Source organism: Bacillus cihuensis (assembly GCF_000504145.1).
Taxonomy (GTDB): domain Bacteria; phylum Bacillota; class Bacilli; order Bacillales; family DSM-1321; genus Peribacillus; species Peribacillus huizhouensis.
On the sequence record NZ_KI632495.1, the window covers coordinates 2,012,586 to 2,033,211 of the forward strand.

Sequence of the window (20,626 nt, forward strand, 5' to 3'; positions counted from 1 at the left end):
TCTGCCCCACAGCGATAGTCTGACAACCACGAAAAAAAAGAGAGGTTGCCTCAGAAAACGTCTGACCTCACACTCTATATCCCGTTTACTATGTCTTTTAAACGATATATCAGAGATGTAAGGTCTAACCTTTTCAGTATGGGACAGCCTCTCTTTAATAAATCACCTTATACAGTTACGCCAGTCATCATTTTTTGAATTTCTTTATAAAACTCATCAAACTGTTTGAAGTCCATTTGCTGCGCAGAGTCAGAAAGCGCGACTGCTGGATCTGGGTGAACCTCTGCCATTACACCATCTGCACCAATTGCTATAGCTGCTTTTGCTGTTGGAAGCAATAGGTCACGGCGGCCCGTCGAATGTGTAACATCAACCATGACAGGTAAATGTGTTTCTTGTTTTAAAATTGGAACAGCTGAGATATCTAATGTATTTCTCGTTGCTCTTTCATACGTACGAATTCCACGCTCACAAAGGATGATGTTGCCATTTCCTTGTGACATGATGTATTCAGCTGCATGAATAAACTCATCAATCGTAGCTGCTAGCCCGCGTTTTAAAAGAACTGGTTTATTCACCTTTCCAGCAGCTTTCAATAGATCAAAGTTTTGCATATTTCGTGCACCGATTTGAATCACATCAACATAATCAAGCGCTGTTTCAATATCATTCGCGCTGACAATTTCACTGATAACAGCTAAGTCGTACTTATCACCGACTTGCTTTAATATTTTTAATCCTTCAAGGCCAAGACCTTGGAAATCGTATGGAGAAGTACGTGGTTTATATGCACCACCACGAAGCAATTTAAGTCCTTTTGCTTTAACTACTTCAGCTACTTGAGCTACTTGTTCGTAAGATTCAACTGCACAAGGACCAAACACGAAGCTTGGAATACCGTTTCCTACTAATTCGCCCTTTAAATCAATCACAGTATTTTCTGCTTTTTTCTGACGAGAAACGAGCAATGCTTTCTTCTGATTCTCCTCTTGTAAACCGAGACCCATTTTAAAGATTTCTTTAAAAATATGTTTAAGTGATGCAGGATCTAGTGGTCCCTGATTATGATCTTCGATAGAATCCAACATCTTTCGCTCACGAACTGGATCATAACGGTTAATCCCTTGTTTTTCTTTTACTTGACCAATTTGTTGAACAAGTTCTGCACGCTTGTTAATAAGATGTAATAACTCCAAATTCACATCATCTAGTTTCTCACGCAAAAGTTCCAAATCATTATTACTCAAAATAATCCACCCTTTCCTTTCCGGTTAACCAATTGAAAAACATAGCTGCTTCATAATTTATGAGAAGATGGCAAGTTTTTATCATTCACATCCGGAATCTGTTATGAATTGAAAAAATATGTTACTGTTTTTATATAATTTCATTTATTATAAATGAAAAGTTTTGAATTGTCACTATTTTTTTCTTTAATAATTAAACGCTTTTAAGCATTAAAGTATATTTTAGTTAAAAGAAGGTGTTCTTTGTGCACGAAAAACGATTCGCACTTGATATTGGTACTCGTTCAGTTGTAGGAATTATTTTGGAACAAACGGCAGATTCATTTGAAGTAACAGATATTGTTTCAATTGAACATCAAGAACGGGCTATGCTAGACGGACAAATTCATGATGTGATAGCTGTCTCGAATGTCATCCAAACTATTAAAGACACTTTGGAAAAGAAACACGGCTCACTTCATAATGTGTCGGTTGCTGCAGCTGGGCGTGCATTAAAAACAGAGCGTGCCTCTATTAGTATGGATATTAACGGGAAACCGATGCTAAAGCCCGATGATATTTTGCACCTTGAATTAAGTGCCGTTCAAAAAGCGCAAGCCATTGTAGCAGAAAAAAACAACTCAAGTACAAACCATCATTATTATTGTGTCGGATACTCTGTTTTATATTATCGACTTGATGATCAAGAAATTGGCAGCTTAATCGATCAAAATGGAGGAAAAGCTTCTGTCGAAATTATTGCAACATTTCTTCCCAAAGTAGTTGTTGAAAGTCTACTTGCCGCTTTAAAACGAGCAGATTTACATATGCAAGCTTTGACGCTTGAGCCAATTGCTGCCATCAATGTACTGATTCCTCAGTCCATGAGAAGATTGAATGTTGCGCTCGTAGATATCGGTGCAGGTACTTCTGACATCGCCTTAACAGATTCAGGAACGGTTATTGCCTATGGTATGGTACCGATTGCTGGCGATGAAATCACTGAAGCCATTAGCGACTCGCTTCTACTCGATTTTCCGCTAGCAGAAACCGCTAAAAGGCAGTTGACAGATTCTGAAATGATTACTGTAACCGATATCCTTGGTTTCGAGACGGAAATACCAAGTACAGAGGTAGTTCGAAGCATCATGCCTTCTATTGAAAAATTGGCAGATGCTATTTGCAAAGAAATATTGGAATTAAATAACAACAAATCACCAAAGGCAGTGATGCTAGTTGGCGGTGGCAGCTTAACCCCTCGACTTTCTAATGTTTTGGCTGACAAATTAAATCTTCCACAAAACCGTGTCGCCATCCGAGGAATTGAAGCTATTGGCAAACTTACATTTGCTGCCCACGTTCACAGTGGTCCTGAGCTCGTAACACCAATCGGGATTGCTATAGCCGCTCACAAAAGTCCGATTCAATATATGAGCGTGACTGTGAACGGTCAGACGATCCGCCTCTTTGATATGAAAGAAATGACAGTAGGGGATTGCTTGCTTACTGCTGGAGTTAAATTGAATAAATTATATGGAAGACCTGGCATGGCTATGATCATCGAGTTCAACGGCCAATTAATTACAATCCCAGGCGAGCATGGGACAAAACCGATCCTAACAATAAACGGCAAGGACGTATCATTAGACTACACCGTTCGAGATGGCGATGAAATCACTGTCCAGCAAGGGGAAGATGGCCGGTCACCTAAATTGTCTATTAAAGAACTTGTTGATGGATTACCAAGTAAACAAGTCTCAATCAATGGCGTTTCACACACGATTCATGCCGAACTACGCCGTAATGAACAGGTTGTTACAGGTGAAGAATTCCTTCATGACAATGACCGAATTACATGTACGATACCAGGAACACTAGCAGCACTTTTTACAATTACCAATGAAGAACATCTGTTGAGAAGTGTAAAGCCATTTACAGTTAATGTGAATGAAAAGATCGTTACCCTCCCTTCATTCGGTAGCAAGATTGTCAAAAACGGTATTCTAACAAATCCTGAAAGTTTATACGAAGATGGTGATGTGATTGAAATCATTAAGTCAGCCCAGCCAATTACGACTGATTTGGCTTTTGCGATGAATGCCCAGCTAACATTTTCAATCCCCGTTACATTCAACGGAAAAAAACTACAGCTCACAAAAAAGCTCGCTGAGTTTTATCGCGATGGACAAAACTTAACGAATGAAGATGTCATCAACCAAGAGGATGTTCTTAGCTTCATTCAACATAAAATGGAGCCGTTTATTTTTCAGGATGTATTCATGCATATGGACATTGACATGCCAGACCATCCAGTTGGAGGATTTCTGTTAATAAAAAACAATCAAGAAACAACCTTTAATGACACGCTTGCTCCTGGAGATGAATTAAGCATCCTTTGGCCGACATCATCTCCGACATAAAGAAAAAGTAAAAAAGGATCAGACCTTACTCTAAACGGTATTTAGAGATGGGGTTCTGACCCTTCGTTACGCTATAGCCTGTTATATCATTTTCCTACTGCCTCATCAAGTGAAGCCACAGTGATTCTCCAATGTGACTCATTCCAAGCAGGTTTGCCATCTTTAAAATAAATGGCCTGTGGTGATTGGTGTTTCACATCAAAGGTTTCTGCAATATAAGCAGAAAGCGGACGTGCTTCCTGAACAGCTAAATAAGCTGTCTTAACATCGTTGTGCTCATCAATATACCGTTGATATTCTGTAAAGGCTTCTGCACTGACTGGGCAGGTTAAACTATGCTTAAATAGAAGGAATGAATCCTCATTAACTAATTCATTAAACTGTTCTTCTGTTTCAATTTTTACTAATGCCATCTTCATAACTCCTTTCAAAATAATCATCTAGATTGATCAACCATTTCAAAAAAACTGGCGCTGAAATTAGCCTATCATTTCAGCGCCAGTTTTGACAAATTTACTGTTTATACTTCGTTTCCGTTTCTTCAAATGCCTTTTCGGTCTCGTCGAGCAGTTGAGCCGCACTTTTGTTGCTCTTTTTTGGATCCTTAGCTGTTGAATTATCTGCATCTGGTACATGCTTCACTTCAACACTTTTGATTTTTGAACGATGTCCGAAACTTCCTTTATCATCTGCCAAACTTTCGATTCCTTCTTTTTTACTTAATTCTTCTCCAGATTTAACGCCAGGCTTTAAACTGGAAACTTTATTTAATAAGTCAGAACCTTTATCACTAACAATCTGCGTTACAGAATTGCTTTTTTCTTTAGCCGTTTCGGCGATTTCGTTGCCTTTTTCAATCGCAACGCGACGGAGCTTTTCTGTTTTCTCACTTAATGATTTCGCTTGTTCAGTGACGTCGATCCGTAATTCTTTACCCGTTTTAGGAGCCATGAATAAGGCACAGCAAGCACCAATGACGCCTCCAATTACAGCTCCAATAATAAATCCTGTAGAGTTACCAGAATGACGCTCTTCATTTGCTTTTTCGCAATCCTTCGTATAATCCTTAACCAGAAATTCTTTTTGTGCCATGTTCATTCTCCTCTCAACTTTTTATCCCGCTTTAACGGGCAGTGAGCCCCCCACCTCAAGCTTGTGATGAACAAAGAAGATAAGTTTAGACAAACTGCCCGTAAAAGCCCGATTGGTTTAACTAACCATCAGTGGGAAACTGCACCCACCGATGGAAGTTTCACTTTATTTACTAGTTTTCTTCTCCTTACGTATCATCTAGAACGTAAGAACCGCTTTTTTACTACTTTGTCTGATTCTGGATCCTCTTCTTGTCTGTAAGATGGTTCGTCAGTTGACATGGTCTGCTTTTTCTTAGATTTCCACTTATCACGGATTTCCATCGCAACATTTGTCCATTGAACAATCTGGGAAATCTTATCTTGATTATTCTCAAGCTCATGCTGTACTTTGTGTGAAATTTTTTGAACAGATGTATTAAAGTTTTGGATGGAACTTCCCACATCCTTAACTGCATCTACCACGGTATTTAGGTTTTCTGATTTCTTTTGTAAATCTTCTGCGAGTGCATTTGTCTTATGCAATAATTGTGTCGTCTCAAGTGACACACCTTGCATTTGGCTTTCTAGCCCGGTTAATGTTTTCGACACACTATCAAGTGTAGATTGCAACGATTTTAATGTTTTGGCTAAGAAAACAACTAAAATGAAAAAAGCAATTGCGAAAACGGCAGCACTCAAGTATAAAATGATCTCCATATCAATCCCTCCGAAAAATGTTCATTTATCCCGCTTAAACGGGCAATAGATCCCAACTCAAGACTTAAAAGAATCGAAGAAACCTTGGTGGAGGATAACTTGCCCTTAATAGCCTGATTGGTCACAACAGTGGGAGATTACACCCCACTAATTGAAATTTCACATTATGTTTATACGATATTTTTTCTGTTCTTATCAATACCCTTTCCATTCTTTGATAAACTTCATCTCTAAACATTTTCCACAATTATGCTATATATTCCTTCATAATCTTAAGTCTTAGAATAACAAATTTTTTCACGAGTGAAAATTATTTCTCCCCTCGAACTATTATATGTAACAGAATAAAGAAAATCGGTTACAATAATTATGTGATAGGATACGCAACAAGTCTACGTTTTCCAAATATTTTACCTATCATTTTATCCGCATTAACGGAAAGTCACCCACCACTTCAAGGCTTAGAGAAATCGAAGAAGCATAGTTAAGGGGATAGAGGTTTCACTTTATCTTATTTAAATTGGAGGCCATACAATGAAAGATCCTAGAATTGAACAACTAGCAAAAAATTTAATCAATTACTCTGTTAAGCTACAAAAAGGGGAAAAAGTCCTGATTGAAAACTTCGGATTACAACGTGGACTCGTCAATGCCCTTGTGAAAGAAGCATATGCAGCAGGTGGATACCCATTTGTTTCTTTAAAAGACCATCAAGTAGATCGCTCCTTACTAATGGGCGCAAAAGAAGAACAATATGAGATGATAGCTGAATTCGAAGCGAATGTTATGAAAAATATGGATGCCTATATCGGCCTGCGCGCTGGTGACAATATAAATGAGCAATCAGATGTACCCGCAGAAAAAATGGCAATCCACGGCAATACAGTCGGTAAGAAAGTACATAGAGAAATTCGCGTTCCAAAAACAAAATGGGTTGTGCTTCGTTACCCGACAAACTCGATGGCTCAATTGGCGAAAATGAGCACGGAGGCATTTGAGGACTTTTATTTTAATGTGTGCAATCTAGATTACGGCAAAATGAGCGAGGCAATGGACAGCCTGGTTGACCTCATGAATCGTACGGACAAAGTCCGCTTAACTGGACCTGGTACCGATTTAACGTTTTCTATCAAGGACATCAAAGCGATTAAATGTGCAGGAGAATTAAATATTCCTGATGGAGAAGTGTATTCGGCCCCTGTACGTGATTCAGTAAACGGAACAATTACATATAATACACCATCGCCATATCAAGGATTTACGTTTGAAAATGTGAAATTAACCTTCAAAGATGGCAAAATTGTTGAAGCAACGGCAAATGATACAGAGCGCATCAACAAAATTTTCGATACAGATGAAGGTGCTCGGTTCATTGGAGAGTTCGCGATTGGTGTGAATCCATTCATCCTCCATCCGATGCAGGATATCTTATTTGATGAAAAGATTGATGGTAGCTTCCATTTCACTCCAGGGCAATGCTATGATGATGCATATAATGGCAATCACTCCAACATACACTGGGATTTAGTAAATATCCAACGTCCTGATTATGGCGGCGGAAACATCTACTTTGATGACGTATTAATCCGTCAAGATGGCCGGTTTGTCATTCCAGAGCTTGAGAAGTTAAATCCCGAAAACTTGAAGTAATATGTAAAACGGGGCTGTTCCAAAGTGGTCAGACCTCACACTCTATACACCGTTTATTGTGTTATTACACGTCTATAAAGTGAAACATCAATCAGTGGGGTTTTCTTTTCCCCCACTGATTGTTAGTCCCGTTCTAGAGTCACAAACTAAGTACGCCGAGTCCTCATATCTTCGTCTTTGTGAGCTGCATCCTGTAGGCGCAAACTTACCTCTGCGTAACTCCCGGTAAGTTTCACTGTATCTCACCAATCGGGCTTTTACGTCAAAAGCGAGGTTACTGGATACTGCCCCTTAATGCAGGAGAAACGATATATAAGAGATGTGGGATCTTTTAGCCTTTACGTTATTAAACTCACTTTTTCATCCGTCATGGTGGATGATTTATTTCCAATCACTGGATTCTATTCCATCCTCTTTAAGAAGGGAATTTGCTTGTATTTCACGAAACGTCATTCTCCTAGGCAGAACTGGTTGCTCAGTATTATGTTTTTTGGACAACCTCATCAAGTCTAATGGCGTTCTAGTAATTGGTTTTAATGAATCTCCATGTTTTTTGCTATTATCCATTTCTGCCTCTATTTTGCCTTTAGTTGATTTTATTAATTCTTCGTGTTCTTGTTGTAGTTGTTGATAAGACTGGTTTATTTTTTCAAGTTCCTGCTTTTGTTCCTTATCATTCAATTTGAGGTTTGCTAGTTCCTGGCTCTGAACTTCATAAGATTGGCTTACATCTTTTAACTCTGCTTCATTATTTTGATAGGCTTGCTTTAACTCTGCTAATTCTTGGTTATGACTTTCGTAAGAATGCCTTAACTTTTCTAAATCATAGGCATGTTCCTTTTTAGCCATTTTCATTTGTTCAAGTTCATATTTCAACTCTTTGTACGATTGTTTCACTTCTTCAAGCTCTTTATGCAGAAGCTGTTTAGCAAATCTTGTGTCTGCTAGCTCCTGGTTTTGCAAATCATAAGATTGTCTTAATACTTCGAGTACTTGTTTTTGAACTTGTTCACTTAATACTGAAGCAGCCAGCTCTTTTTTCAGTAATTCGTATGAATGGTTTACTTCTACGTACGATTGTTTTTGATACTGTTCCTTCATTCTAGACTCTGCTAGCTCCTGATTCAACTCTTGATTCGTCTCATTTAATACGTCAAGGACCCGTTTCTGATCTTGTTCCGTTATTCTAGATTCTGCTAATTTTTGGCTCATTTCTTGATGTATCTGTTTTAATTCTTCAAGTTCTTGGTGCTGACTTTGTTCCTTCATTGTTGTAACAGATAGCTGTTCGAGTACTTCTTCATGCGAGAGTTTTATTTGAACGAGCTCTTCGCTTTGAACTTGTTCTAACAATTTTGATGTCGAAAGCTCTTTGGTCACTTCTTCGTAAGTTTGGTTTAATTGTTCAAGTTCTTGGTGTAGATTTTGTTCCTTCATTGTTGTAACAGATAGCTGTTCGAGTACTTCTTCATGCGAGAGTTTTATTTGAACGAGCTCTTCGCTTTGAACTTGTTCTAACAATTTTGATGTCGAAAGCTCTTTGGTCACTTCTTCGTAAGTTTGGTTTAATTGTTCAAGTTCTTGGTGCAGATTTTGTTCCTTCATTGTAGCGGTCACTAATTGTTCGCTTACTTCCTCATACGATTGTTTTAACTCTTCTAACACTTCGGTTTGAACTTGCTCGACCAATTTTGTTTCCGATAGCTCTTCAATCACCTCTTGATATGTTTGTTTTAATTGTTCAAGTGCTTGGTGCTGACTTTGTTCTTTCAACGTTGCGGCCGATAACTGTTCGAGCACTTCTTTATATGATTGGTTTAATTGTTCTAGTTCTTCACTTTGGACTTGTTCTACCAATTTTAATTCTGAGAGTTCTTTGGTCATTTTTTGATGAGTTTGCTTGAATTCTTCAAGTTCTTGGTGCTGACTTTGTTCCTTTAAGGTAGCGACCGATAACTGTTCGAGTACTTCTTCATGCGATTGGTTTAACTGTTCTAGTTCTTCCATTTGGACTTGCTCTACCAATTTTAATTCCGAATGTTCTTCCATCATTTTTTGATGTGTTTGCTTGAATTCTTCAAGTTCTTGGTGCTGACTTTGTTCTTTCAACGTTGCGGCCGATAACTGTTCGAACACTTCTTTATATGATTGGTTTAATTGTTCTAGTTCTTCGCTTTGGACTTGTTCTACCAATTTTAATTCTGAAAGTTCTTCGGTCATTTTTTGATGTGTTTGCTTGAATTCTTCAAGTGCTTGGTGCTGACTTTGTTCTTTCAACGTTGCGGCCGATAACTGTTCGAGTACTTCTTTATATGATTGATTTAATTTTTCTAGTTCTTCGCTTTGGACTTGTTCTACCAATTTTAATTCTGAAAGTTCTTCCATCATTTTTTGATGTGTTTGCTTGAATTCTTCAAGTTCTTGGTGCTGACTTTGTTCTTTCAACGTTGCGGCCGATAACTGTTCGAGCACTTCTTTATATGATTGATTTAATTTTTCTAGTTCTTCGCTTTGGACTTGTTCTACCAATTTTAATTCTGAAAGTTCTTCGGTCACCGCTTGATGTGTTTGTTTTATTTGTTCAAGTTCTTGGTACTGACTTTGTTCTTTTAAGGTAGTTACCGATAACTGTTCGAGTACTTCTTTATATGATTGATTTAATTTTTCTAGTTCTTCGCTTTGGACTTGTTCTACCAATTTTAATCCCGAAAGTTCTTCCATCAATGCTTGATGTGTTTGTTTTATTTGTTCAAATTCTTGGTACTGACTTTGTTCTTTTAAGGTAGTTACCGATAACTGTTCGAGTACTTCTTTATATGATTGATTTAATTTTTCTAGTTCTTCGCTTTGGACTTGTTCTACCAATTTTAATCCCGAAAGTTCTTCCATCAATGCTTGATGTGTTTGTTTTATTTGTTCAAATTCTTGGTACTGACTTTGTTCTTTTAAGGTAGTTACCGATAACTGTTCGAGTACTTCTTTATATGATTGATTTAATTTTTCTAGTTCTTCGCTTTGGACTTGTTCTACCAATTTTAATCCCGAAAGTTCTTCCATCAATGCTTGATGTGTTTGTTTTATTTGTTCAAATTCTTGGTACTGACTTTGTTCTTTTAAGGTAGTTACCGATAACTGTTCGAGTACTTCTTTATATGATTGATTTAATTTTTCTAGTTCTTCGCTTTGGACTTGTTCTACCAATTTTAATCCCGAAAGTTCTTCCATCAATGCTTGATGTGTTTGTTTTATTTGTTCAAATTCTTGGTACTGACTTTGTTCTTTTAAGGTAGTTACCGATAACTGTTCGAGTACTTCTTTATATGATTGATTTAATTTTTCTAGTTCTTCGCTTTGGACTTGTTCTACCAATTTTAATCCCGAAAGTTCTTCCATCAATGCTTGATGTGTTTGTTTTATTTGTTCAAATTCTTGGTACTGACTTTGTTCTTTTAAGGTAGTTACCGATAACTGTTCGAGTACTTCTTTATATGATTGATTTAATTTTTCTAGTTCTTCGCTTTGGACTTGTTCTACCAATTTTAATCCCGAAAGTTCTTCCATCAATGCTTGATGTGTTTGTTTTATTTGTTCAAATTCTTGGTACTGACTTTGTTCTTTTAAGGTAGTTACCGATAACTGTTCGAGTACTTCTTTATATGATTGATTTAATTTTTCTAGTTCTTCGCTTTGGACTTGTTCTACCAATTTTAATCCCGAAAGTTCTTCCATCAATGCTTGATGTGTTTGTTTTATTTGTTCAAATTCTTGGTACTGACTTTGTTCTTTTAAGGTAGTTACCGATAACTGTTCGAGTACTTCTTTATATGATTGATTTAATTTTTCTAGTTCTTCGCTTTGGACTTGTTCTACCAATTTTAATCCCGAAAGTTCTTCCATCAATGCTTGATGTGTTTGTTTTATTTGTTCAAATTCTTGGTACTGACTTTGTTCTTTTAAGGTAGTTACCGATAACTGTTCGAGTACTTCTTTATATGATTGATTTAATTTTTCTAGTTCTTCGCTTTGGACTTGTTCTACCAATTTTAATCCCGAAAGTTCTTCCATCAATGCTTGATGTGTTTGTTTTATTTGTTCAAATTCTTGGTACTGACTTTGTTCTTTTAAGGTAGTTACCGATAACTGTTCGAGTACTTCTTTATATGATTGATTTAATTTTTCTAGTTCTTCGCTTTGGACTTGTTCTACCAATTTTAATCCCGAAAGTTCTTCCATCAATGCTTGATGTGTTTGTTTTATTTGTTCAAATTCTTGGTACTGACTTTGTTCTTTTAAGGTAGTTACCGATAACTGTTCGAGTACTTCTTTATATGATTGATTTAATTTTTCTAGTTCTTCGCTTTGGACTTGTTCTACCAATTTTAATCCCGAAAGTTCTTCCATCAATGCTTGATGTGTTTGTTTTATTTGTTCAAATTCTTGGTACTGACTTTGTTCTTTTAAGGTAGTTACCGATAACTGTTCGAGTACTTCTTTATATGATTGATTTAATTTTTCTAGTTCTTCGCTTTGGACTTGTTCTACCAATTTTAATCCCGAAAGTTCTTCCATCAATGCTTGATGTGTTTGTTTTATTTGTTCAAATTCTTGGTACTGACTTTGTTCTTTTAAGGTAGTTACCGATAACTGTTCGAGTACTTCTTTATATGATTGATTTAATTTTTCTAGTTCTTCGCTTTGGACTTGTTCTACCAATTTTAATCCCGAAAGTTCTTCCATCAATGCTTGATGTGTTTGTTTTATTTGTTCAAGTTCTTGGTGTTGATTTTGTTCCTTCAATGTTACGACTGATAACTGTTCGAGTACTTCCTCATACGATTGGTTTAATTGTTCTAACACTTCGGATAGGACTTGCTCTACCAATTTTGATTCCGTAAGCTCTTCGGTCACTTCTTGATATGTTTGTTTTATTTGTTCAAGTTCTTGGTACTGACTTTGTTCTTTTAAGGTAGTTACCGATAACTGTTCGAGTACTTCTTTATGCGAGTGGTTTAATTTATCTAATTCTTCGGCTTGAACTTGTTCTACCAATTTTAATTCGGAAAGTTCTTCGGTCATTTTTTGATGAGTTTGTTTGAATTGTTCAAGTTCTTGGTACTGGCTTTGTTCCTTCAACCTTGCAGCCGATAGCTGATCAAGTACTTCCTCATGCGAGTATTTTAATTTTTTTAGTTCTTCGGCTTGACCTTGTTCTACCAATTTTGATGCCGAAAGCTCTTTGGTCACTTCTTGGTAAGTTTGGTTTAATTGTTCAAGTTCTTGGTGCTGGCTTTGTTCCTTTAATGTTGCAGCCGATAACTGTTCGAGTACTTCTTCATGCGATTGGTTTAATTGTTCGAGCTCTTCGCTTTGGACTTGTTCTACCAATTTTAATTCGGAAAGTTCTTCGGTCATTTTTTGATGAGTTTGTTTGAATTGTTCAAGTTCTTGGTACTGGCTTTGTTCCTTCAACCTTGCAGCCGATAGCTGATCAAGTACTTCCTCATGCGAGTATTTTAATTTTTTTAGTTCTTCGGCTTGAACTTGTTCTACCAATTTTAATTCGGAAAGTTCTTCGGTCATTTTTTGATGAGTTTGCTTGAATTGTTCAAGTTCTTGGTACTGACTTTGTTCCTTTAAGGTAGCGACCGATAACTGTTCGAGTACTTCTTTATGCTTGTGGTTTAATTTATCTAATTCTTTGGTTTGAACTTGTTCTACCAATTTTAATTCGGAAAGTTCTTTCGTCATTTTTTGATGAGTTTGCTTGAATTGTTCGAGTTCATGGTGCTGGCTTTGTTCCTTCAACCTTGCAGCAGATAGCTGATCAAGTACTTCCTCATGTGAGTATTTTAATTTTTTTAGTTCTTCGGCTTGAACTTGCTCTACCAATTTTGATGCCGAAAGCTCTTTCGTCACTTCTTGGTAAGTTTGGTTTAATTGTTCGAGCTCTTCGCTTTGGACTTGTTCTACCAATTTTAATTCCGAAAGTTCTTCGGTCATTTTTTGATGAGTTTGCTTGAATTGTTCAAGTTCCTGGTACTGGCTTTGTTCCTTCAACATTGCAGCTGATAGCTGATCAAGTACTTCCTCATGCGAGTATTTTAATTTTTTTAGTTCTTCGGCTTGAACTTGCTCTACCAATTTTGATGCCGAAAGCTCTTTGGTCACTTCTTGGTAAGTTTGGTTTAATTGTTCAAGTTCTTGGTGCAGATTTTGTTCCTTCATTGTAGCGGTCACTAATTGTTCGCTTACTTCCTCATACGATTGTTTTAACTCTTCTAACACTTCGGTTTGAACTTGCTCGACCAATTTTGTTTCCGATAGCTCTTCAATCACCTCTTGATATGTTTGTTTTAATTGTTCAAGTTCTTGGTGCTGACTTTGTTCCTTCATTGTTGCGGCGGATAACTGTTCGAGTACCTCTTCATGTGATTGGTTTAATTTTTCTAGTTCTTCCGTTTGGACTTGTTCTACCAATTTTAATCCCGAAAGTTCTTCCGTCACTGCTTGATGTGTTTGTTTTATTTGTTCAAGTTCTTGGTGTAGATTTTGTTCCTTCATTCTTGCAGCCGATAGCTGATCAAGTACTTCCTCATACGAGTATTTTAATTTTTTTAGTTCTTCGGCTTGAACTTGTTCTACTAATTTTGATGCCGAAAGCTCTTTGGTCACTTCTTGGTAAGTTTGGTTTAATTGTTCAAGTTCTTGGTGCTGACTTTGTTCTTTCAACGTTGCCCCTGATACCTGTTCAAGTACTTCTTCATGCGAGTGTTTTATTTGAACGAGCTCTTCGCTTTGGACTTGTTCTACCAATTTTAATCCCGAAAGTTCCTCCGTCACTGCTTGATATGTTTGTTTTAATTGTTCAAGCTCTTGGTGCTGACTTTGTTCTTTCAACGTTGCCCCTGATAACTGTTCAAGTACTTCTTCATGCGAGAGTTTTATTTGAACGAGCTCTTCGCTTTGGACTTGCTCGACCAATTTTGATGCCGAAAGCTCTTCGACCACTTCTTGATAAGTTTGCTTGAACTCTTCAAATTCTTGGTACAGATTTTGTTCCTTCATTGTAGCGGCAGATAACTGACTTCGGATAGGACTTGCTCTACCAATTTTGTTTCCGATAGCTCTTCAATCACCTCTTGATATGTTTGTTTTAATTCTTCAAGCTCTTGGTGCTGACTTTGTTCTTTCAACTTTGCCCCCGATAACTGTTCGAGTACTTCTTCATGCGAGAGTTTTATATGAACGAGCTCTTCGCTTTGAACTTGCTCTACCAATTTTGATGCCGAAAGCTCTTTGGTCACTTCTTGGTAAGTTTGGTTTAATTGTTCAAGTTCTTGGTGCAGATTTTGTTCCTTCATTGTAGCGGTCACTAATTGTTCGCTTACTTCCTCATACGATTGTTTTAACTCTTCTAACACTTCGGTTTGAACTTGCTCGACCAATTTTGTTTCCGATAGCTCTTCAATCACCTCTTGATATGTTTGTTTTAATTGTTCAAGCTCTTGGTGCTGACTTTGTTCTTTCAACTTTGCCCCCGATAACTGTTCAAGTACTTCTTCATGCGAGAGTTTTATTTGAACGAGCTCTTCGCTTTGGACTTGCTCGACCAATTTTGATGCCGAAAGCTCTTCGACCACTTCTTGATAAGTTTGCTTGAACTCTTCAAATTCTTGGTACAGATTTTGTTCCTTCATTGTAGCGGTCACTAATTGTTCGCTTACTTCCTCATACGATTGTTTTAACTCTTCTAACACTTCGGTTTGGACTTGCTCTACCAATTTTGTTTCCGATAGCTCTTCAGTAACCTCTCGATATGTCTGTTTTAATTGTTCAAGCTCTTGGTACTGACTTTCTTCCTTCATTGTAGCGGCAGATAACTGTTCGAGTACCTCTTCATGTGATTGGTTTAATTTTTCTAGCTCTTCGGCCTGCACTTGCTCTATCAATTTTGATGCCGAAAGCTCTTCGACCATTTCTTGATAAGTTTGCTTGAACTCTCCAAGTTCTTGGTGCAGATTTTGTTCCTTCATTGTAGCGGTTACTAATTGTTCGCTTACTTCCTCATACGATTGTTTTAACTCTTCTAACACTTCGGTTTGGACTTGCTCTACCAATTTTGTTTCCGATAGCTCTTCAGTCACCTCTTGATATGTTTGTTTTAATTGTTCAAGCTCTTGGTGCTGACTTTCTTCCTTCATTGTAGCGGCAGATAACTGTTCGAGTACTTCTTCGTAAGATTGTTTTAATTCTTCAAGCTCTTGAGCCTTTTCCTGCAAATCGCTATTTTGTTGATTTGCTGTGTCTAATATACTTTTCTGATCCAATTCTTTCCTCTTCAATTCTTCATATTCTTTTTCCATAGCATTATTTCGAGTTTCTAATTCTTCTATCTGTACAGCCATGATTTGTACTTGATCCAATAACTCTAAATGCTCCTTCTTCTCCGCCTGCCACTCAATTTCAATTTGCTCGTTCTTTTGTCGTAATTTCAAATATTCTTCGGTAACATCATTTTCTCGATAGCTCCTTACCATTTTTTTGTATTTTTTAATTTGACGTATCATTGTACTAAGCTGATTTTCATCTACAAAATTGGACATAATTACCCCCCCATAAAAAAAGATATAGAGTATTGTATGTTCTTCCATTTGGGCTGTGCCAAAATAATTGTTACCAACTTTCCGAATAATGGTTTCAGAAAATGGGCGTTAATACCGTAACTAGGACTAGGGGGGCTACATACTTTGTACTGTACAGTAAATATTTTAAAAGGGAGTCGATCATATGAGTCATTCACCACGGCCCACTCAAGAGCTTTTATGTATCAATGCTGAAAAAGTATATGATTGGGTTGTATTACAGAATACGGTTAGGCAATTTGTTTCAGCCAAAGAGCTTGATATTGACCATGAACTGCATGATGTAAAGCATTTAACAACACGCTTCATTTTAACCGATGAGGATGGAAAACCGCTTGGTCCGAATGCTGAGGTTAAGGTAAAAGAAATCGATAAGCGTGAGGAAAAAACGTTTGTCATTGACGGTGCCTTAGTAACACTGGAAAAAGTCTCTTTCGTAAAGATCTTCTTCATTGTCATTGAATTTAGAGGCATTCATGAAAATACACATTTCGTCTTTACTTCTTGCCCAATCCGTGTAGAAGCTCATGAAAGTTTATTCTTATGCGCGCCAGAAGGCACAAGATTAGTAGTTAGAATAACAGATCTAGATGGCACTGCTAAGCTTAATTTCCACGATGATCATTTAAAAAGCGTCGATCTTACATTAACAACATGCCAAAGCATTCAAGCAGTTGCAGATGTTACAATCGAAGTAAAAGCAGACTTCTGCCACCCTCGTGAAATCTTAACAGAGCAATGCCAAGCTCCAATCGTTCCACCACAATGCCCGGTTATTTTCCCTGGTCATGATAACTAATAAGCTTGCATAAGATTTAAGAGAGGAGATTTCCTCTCTTCATTCTTTTTAAGGATGGTGAAAATATGACGGACAAACTACTTCAAGTTTTAGAAAATAAGCTCAAAGAAATGGAAATCGAAAGTATCGAATTTCATGAAAAAATAAGGAAACTAATCCATACAAAAAAGCAATCTCAAGTGTCGATGCCCATTAGCTATTTCAATCATTCAACAATTATAGAGAAAGAAAATAATCAGGAGCATACCGTTTTAGGAACCTTTCATTTTCATAATCAAACGGCTCTTCCCCTACACAGTCCAGTTATCCTACTCAAGATTAACTCGGACAAACCATACGACTTTTCCGGAAAATACGTCCTCCCTAATAAACCTCTTCAAAACGAAGCTTTTTTTTGGGAACGGATCGAAAATCCAAAAAGTAATAGGGATAAGGAGTACTTATTCAAGCCAGTCTCAAAGGAGATAATTCCTCCAAATGAAACCTTCTCATTCTCGAACTTCCAGCTTCGTTTCGCAAACGATGGCCCTGCATCTATACATGTTTTAGGGTATATTTATTACAAAGAAAAAATGGATGGGATACCTGCTTTGAATTCCATCAGCATTAGCTACTGAAAATGAGGTGAGGGATTTTGTTTTCTACTAATAATAAAGAGCTAAAAGATATGATCGAAACTCTTCTTAAACAAGAACTTGAAAGACAAATATCTAAGATCGAGGATGATACAACAAAACATAAAGGGCAAACGATCATCAATATTGACCATGGCTTAAGCTCATATGCTTGGCTATATTTATTGCTTGGACAACAAGCGACACCTGTATCTGACGTATCAGAGGATGTGGGAAAACATTGGAATTTTACAACCGAAACAAAATTGCAGAAAATGAGTGAAGATATAACCCAGATGCAAGAGACAAATAAGAAATTTTATTTAGAGTTATTAGAGGAGCTTCGTTAAGTACATCTTTACCAAGTAACGTGCCTAGCACCTAAAAAAAGGGACATGATCATAAAATCATGCCCTTTTCCAATACCCTCCTGTATCAAGGGGACTTTTTATTCATTCTTAATCGCAATCACAATCATGATGCTTATGATGCTTTTCATGTTTCTCATTATTTTCATCTTTGCAGCAGATACAGAACGTTTTTTGAATACCTAAATATATATTAGTTTCATTAGCTCCTGTTTTGATAACAAGCTCTTTAAAATCCTCTACTTGAAATACTTTTAGTCCATTTGCCGGTACAGTTTCGTGAATTGTTTTGTGACAATCATGTTTTTTTCTTGTTTTAATTGTTACTGTTATATCATAATTAGGTTGTAGTGTAATAAATGTTTTATTGTGGTTTTTTGTAAAATCTTCAAAAACGGTTGTTGTAGTATTTGCTGGTAATGAAAAGTTAAGTGTTTCAAAGCCTGCAGCACCATGAGTTGAAACAAAGCAATGAGCTTTTTTCTCCTCTTTTTTATGTTCCTCCCTATCGCGATCTTTGCAGTGATCTTCTTCCCTTTCCTTTCTACGGAAATCCCCGTCATCGTATGATCTTGAAATATAAGCCATTCTCTCATCTCCCTTTAAATTTGACACTTTAACATGTCTTCCCTGCTATATAATGCAGATGGGCGTAGTTTTGTATAAGACAAGTGCTTATTTTTTTTAAAAAAGATGTGTTTTTTTATTGACCTCTCCAGTAAAATATTAGCCCACCCATTTTTAAGTATTTTGGAGCTTTTGGACTGAATGAGGAATACCATATTCAGAGAAGGAGGATATCATTCGTTATGTCGGAGTGGAAAAAATGTCCTAAAGTACCTAAGTCTCATCCTTTCAGAGAAATTTACAACGACTTTCTTGATTCCAGCCGTGAGGAATTATTGGAGTAGATTGATGATCTCAAGAAGGATCGGAATGCATCATTGGAGAAATAAGACATTCGATCACTTCATTAAACAGCGGATGATTGATACTGAGATAGCGTATTATTGGAAGTTCTTAAATAAAGATAAAAAAATCGATGAAATTGATGAAAAGGTGAAGGGCGATCCGGGTTGAAAGTCTATAAGCACCTTTTAGAACTCGTTTTTATAAATTATGCAGTATTTACCTATATGAACCGCACACCTTAAATCGTTGCATTGTAATCACAATCACTATTATGTGAATAGAGTGCACCGTCATTCTTCATAAAAAAAGGAAAAACCTCAATATTACAAGCACTCTAACATTCATTTATTATTAAAGAAAATAAAATGCCTGTTTTAACGTTATTTAGGAGGTTAATCTACTCATAGAAAAAAAGGACATGATTTTTCTTGAAATCATGCCCTTTTTTCAGTACACTCCTTCATATTTGAACCACTTTTTTCTAAAGCTCTGTTAGGGGTACTTCCACAAGTTCCCACTAAAATAAACTTTCATTTTATATCCATTTTCAATATAAGTTGAAGACCTACTATGTATTTATCCATTAGTCCTTCTATTCTTCTGGACAACAGACACAAACTTGTTGATCGATATCTACAAAACCATGCCAAGTACCAGTGGTATCAATACATTTAATGGAGATATTCGCACTAAATCTTCAACCAGAACAGCAGTGACATGTTCAGAAGAAATAATTCTTGTGATTGGACATTTGTCATGTCTTGTTTCTACCACAAGTACTAGAATTTCTAAATTTAATTTTTACTCTTGATCAACTAACTGAAGTAGGCGGGTTATTCGATTATTTAGGCGGCGAGACTGTTTATTTTGTGACTTTTTTTGGAGGCGTCTATATTCTTGGGATTGAGAAAGTATATTATGTTTTTCGAACAAATCAATTACTTCTTGTTTACTTGCTCCCTTTTCAAGAAGTTCTATTACATCAAACATGTTTTGCTCTGCTAGATATTTTTTAAGACGCCATTTAGTTGCTCCATTCAATACCATTCACCTCCTTACATTATAAAGTATGGATTTTCAATTTTTGTGAAACGGCTTATACCCTATGGACCTGTAAAATTGAAGCCCTATAGAAATAATAACTCTGCGGTAGGCGCCGATTTATAGTTATATTACAAAGCCATCCTTGCTTAAACAGGCGAATCAGTTTCTGTCGATATCAATTTAAGCCATACCACTAAATTTCCTCATTAAACAATGTCCAGAAAATAACTAATTGAAATAAATTTAGATTAGGGGTTCCACATTACTGACTACTTGAGAGCTAATAAGGAGTAAACAGAAAGGTTATACAAAAATAAAAAGTTTATTATTCATCACTAGTGTTGTTGAATCCATTTATGACTTGTCAGATGTCGACGTAGTGGAGCGGTCAAAACATGATATGTCTTTTAAGTATTTTCTTGATATGGCACAAGAATAGGCTCTGATTGAACCAAGTTTCGAAAACTTCGGTTAAAAGATGTCGACCTTTTAAATATGTTAATCAATAAAACAGTAGAAATTGCCATCGAAAAGGAAATCATTAAAAGGAAATATCGAATACACTAAAAAGAATGGAATCAACTTAGTAGCCAAATTAAACCCTTCTGTGACACAAGGTTATCGAAAGAAAAAAGATGTATTTGAATGTAATAAAGATGCGGGAATGTATGTTTGTAAGGCTGGTCATATGGCTATAACGATAGCCGACAAGGTAAGAAAGGAGGAGACACTAATCAAACGGACACCTATTATATCCACCCATTTTTACATATTTAGGAGATTTAGGACAGATAGGTGAATATCCTATTAAGACGAGGAGGGAGATAAAGCGGTATGTCAGAATGGAAAAAACGTCCTAAAGTACCTGAGTCTCATCCTTTCAGAGAAATTTACAACGACTTTCTTGATTCCAACCGTGAGGAATTATTGGAGTGGATCGATGAGCTTAAGAAGGATCGGAATGCTGCATTGGAGGAGAAAAAGAAAGGGAAAAGAACATTTGATCATTTCATTAAACAACGGATGATTGATACTGCAATTGAAGCGTATTATTGGAAGTATTTAAATAAAGACACAAAAATTGAAAATGATGATGAAAACAAGGATAGTAATCCGTGTCAATAAATCGTCAGCCCATAGAACTTGTCTTTATCTACACAG

Annotated in this window: 15 protein-coding genes and 1 pseudogene; 8 read left to right on the forward strand and 8 right to left on the reverse strand. The window is 36.6% G+C overall.

From position 1 onward, the window contains the following. Nucleotides 1-167: 167 nt before the first annotated feature. The gene (locus V179_RS0115395; RefSeq protein ID WP_028392270.1) at nt 168-1,247 is read right to left on the reverse strand and encodes a bifunctional 3-deoxy-7-phosphoheptulonate synthase/chorismate mutase; all 1,080 of its coding nucleotides are present in this window, start codon (nt 1,245-1,247) and stop codon (nt 168-170) included. Nucleotides 1,248-1,492: 245 nt separating this feature from the next. Here V179_RS0115395 and V179_RS0115400 point away from each other — a divergent pair, with 245 nt between their 5' ends. Continuing rightward, nucleotides 1,493-3,646: a cell division protein FtsA gene (locus V179_RS0115400; protein WP_028392271.1), complete on the forward strand. Its 2,154-nt coding sequence runs from the start codon at nt 1,493-1,495 to the stop codon at nt 3,644-3,646. Between the two features lie 86 nt (nt 3,647-3,732). Here V179_RS0115400 and ytxJ read toward each other — a convergent pair whose 3' ends face one another. The 3 genes from ytxJ to V179_RS0115415 form a co-directional block, all read right to left on the reverse strand. Next, on the reverse strand, nt 3,733-4,059 hold the full coding sequence (ytxJ, locus tag V179_RS0115405) for a bacillithiol system redox-active protein YtxJ (RefSeq protein WP_028392272.1): 327 nt from the start codon (nt 4,057-4,059) through the stop codon (nt 3,733-3,735). A gap of 100 nt (nt 4,060-4,159) precedes the next feature. Beyond that, nucleotides 4,160-4,738: a YtxH domain-containing protein gene (locus tag V179_RS29170; protein ID WP_051404971.1), complete on the reverse strand. Its 579-nt coding sequence runs from the start codon at nt 4,736-4,738 to the stop codon at nt 4,160-4,162. 194 nt (nt 4,739-4,932) lie between these two features. Further along, the gene (locus V179_RS0115415; RefSeq protein ID WP_028392273.1) at nt 4,933-5,436 is read right to left on the reverse strand and encodes a DUF948 domain-containing protein; all 504 of its coding nucleotides are present in this window, start codon (nt 5,434-5,436) and stop codon (nt 4,933-4,935) included. Between the two features lie 534 nt (nt 5,437-5,970). Here V179_RS0115415 and V179_RS0115420 point away from each other — a divergent pair. Continuing rightward, on the forward strand, nt 5,971-7,086 hold the full coding sequence (locus V179_RS0115420) for an aminopeptidase (protein ID WP_028392274.1): 1,116 nt from the start codon (nt 5,971-5,973) through the stop codon (nt 7,084-7,086). A 381-nt stretch (nt 7,087-7,467) separates the two neighbouring features. Here the strand turns inward: V179_RS0115420 and V179_RS0115425 are convergent, their stop codons facing one another. Both V179_RS0115425 and V179_RS0115430 read right to left on the reverse strand, forming a co-directional pair. After that, entirely contained in the window at nt 7,468-14,151 is a 6,684-nt protein-coding gene (locus tag V179_RS0115425; protein ID WP_028392275.1) for a hypothetical protein, read from the reverse strand. After that, entirely contained in the window at nt 14,148-15,689 is a 1,542-nt protein-coding gene (locus tag V179_RS0115430) for a coiled-coil domain-containing protein (protein ID WP_028392276.1), read from the reverse strand. Before V179_RS0115430 ends, V179_RS0115425 begins: the two co-directional genes overlap by 4 nt. A 184-nt stretch (nt 15,690-15,873) precedes the next feature. Here V179_RS0115430 and V179_RS29175 point away from each other — a divergent pair, with 184 nt between their 5' ends. From V179_RS29175 to V179_RS0115445, 3 genes are all read left to right on the forward strand, one after another. Beyond that, complete coding sequence (locus V179_RS29175) at nt 15,874-16,527, forward strand: BMQ_0737 family morphogenetic spore coat protein (RefSeq protein ID WP_051404972.1); 654 nt, start codon at nt 15,874-15,876, stop codon at nt 16,525-16,527. A gap of 65 nt (nt 16,528-16,592) precedes the next feature. Next, a complete protein-coding gene (locus tag V179_RS0115440) occupies nt 16,593-17,144 on the forward strand; it encodes a hypothetical protein (RefSeq protein WP_028392277.1) in 552 nt (183 codons plus the stop codon). Between the two features lie 17 nt (nt 17,145-17,161). After that, complete coding sequence (locus V179_RS0115445; protein ID WP_028392278.1) at nt 17,162-17,491, forward strand: hypothetical protein; 330 nt, start codon at nt 17,162-17,164, stop codon at nt 17,489-17,491. A 108-nt stretch (nt 17,492-17,599) separates the two neighbouring features. Here the strand turns inward: V179_RS0115445 and V179_RS28060 are convergent, their stop codons facing one another. Continuing rightward, complete coding sequence (locus V179_RS28060) at nt 17,600-18,097, reverse strand: hypothetical protein (protein ID WP_051404973.1); 498 nt, start codon at nt 18,095-18,097, stop codon at nt 17,600-17,602. 348 nt (nt 18,098-18,445) lie between these two features. Between V179_RS28060 and V179_RS31075 the strand changes: the two genes are divergently transcribed. After that, the gene (locus tag V179_RS31075) at nt 18,446-18,589 is read left to right on the forward strand and encodes a hypothetical protein (RefSeq protein WP_154664011.1); all 144 of its coding nucleotides are present in this window, start codon (nt 18,446-18,448) and stop codon (nt 18,587-18,589) included. Between the two features lie 633 nt (nt 18,590-19,222). On the opposite strand, the gene V179_RS0115465 is transcribed toward V179_RS31075, so the two are convergent. Beyond that, nucleotides 19,223-19,462, reverse strand: a complete 240-nt coding sequence (locus V179_RS0115465; protein ID WP_028392279.1) for a hypothetical protein — start codon at nt 19,460-19,462, stop codon at nt 19,223-19,225. 349 nt (nt 19,463-19,811) lie between these two features. Between V179_RS0115465 and V179_RS30740 the strand changes: the two are divergent. Together V179_RS30740 and V179_RS0115470 are read left to right on the forward strand one after the other, a co-directional pair. Continuing rightward, nucleotides 19,812-20,017, forward strand: a pseudogene (locus tag V179_RS30740) (IS5/IS1182 family transposase); the annotation flags it as partial. A 282-nt stretch (nt 20,018-20,299) separates the two neighbouring features. Then, nucleotides 20,300-20,590, forward strand: coding sequence for a hypothetical protein (locus V179_RS0115470; protein ID WP_028392280.1), 291 nt, complete (start codon nt 20,300-20,302; stop codon nt 20,588-20,590). Nucleotides 20,591-20,626: the final 36 nt, after the last annotated feature.

Coding starts and splice junctions, on each gene's coding strand:
- V179_RS0115430 (WP_028392276.1), bottom strand. CDS start 15,689: ATGTCCAATTTTGTAGATGAAAATCAGCTTAGTACAATGATACGTCAA.
- V179_RS28060 (WP_051404973.1), bottom strand. CDS start 18,097: ATGGCTTATATTTCAAGATCATACGATGACGGGGATTTCCGTAGAAAG.
- ytxJ (WP_028392272.1), bottom strand. CDS start 4,059: ATGGCATTAGTAAAAATTGAAACAGAAGAACAGTTTAATGAATTAGTT.
- V179_RS31075 (WP_154664011.1), top strand. CDS start 18,446: ATGCATCATTGGAGAAATAAGACATTCGATCACTTCATTAAACAGCGG.
- V179_RS0115440 (WP_028392277.1), top strand. CDS start 16,593: ATGACGGACAAACTACTTCAAGTTTTAGAAAATAAGCTCAAAGAAATG.
- V179_RS0115425 (WP_028392275.1), bottom strand. CDS start 14,151: ATGAAGGAACAAAATCTGTACCAAGAATTTGAAGAGTTCAAGCAAACT.
- V179_RS0115470 (WP_028392280.1), top strand. CDS start 20,300: ATGTCAGAATGGAAAAAACGTCCTAAAGTACCTGAGTCTCATCCTTTC.
- V179_RS0115420 (WP_028392274.1), top strand. CDS start 5,971: ATGAAAGATCCTAGAATTGAACAACTAGCAAAAAATTTAATCAATTAC.
- V179_RS29175 (WP_051404972.1), top strand. CDS start 15,874: ATGAGTCATTCACCACGGCCCACTCAAGAGCTTTTATGTATCAATGCT.
- V179_RS0115415 (WP_028392273.1), bottom strand. CDS start 5,436: ATGGAGATCATTTTATACTTGAGTGCTGCCGTTTTCGCAATTGCTTTT.
- V179_RS29170 (WP_051404971.1), bottom strand. CDS start 4,738: ATGGCACAAAAAGAATTTCTGGTTAAGGATTATACGAAGGATTGCGAA.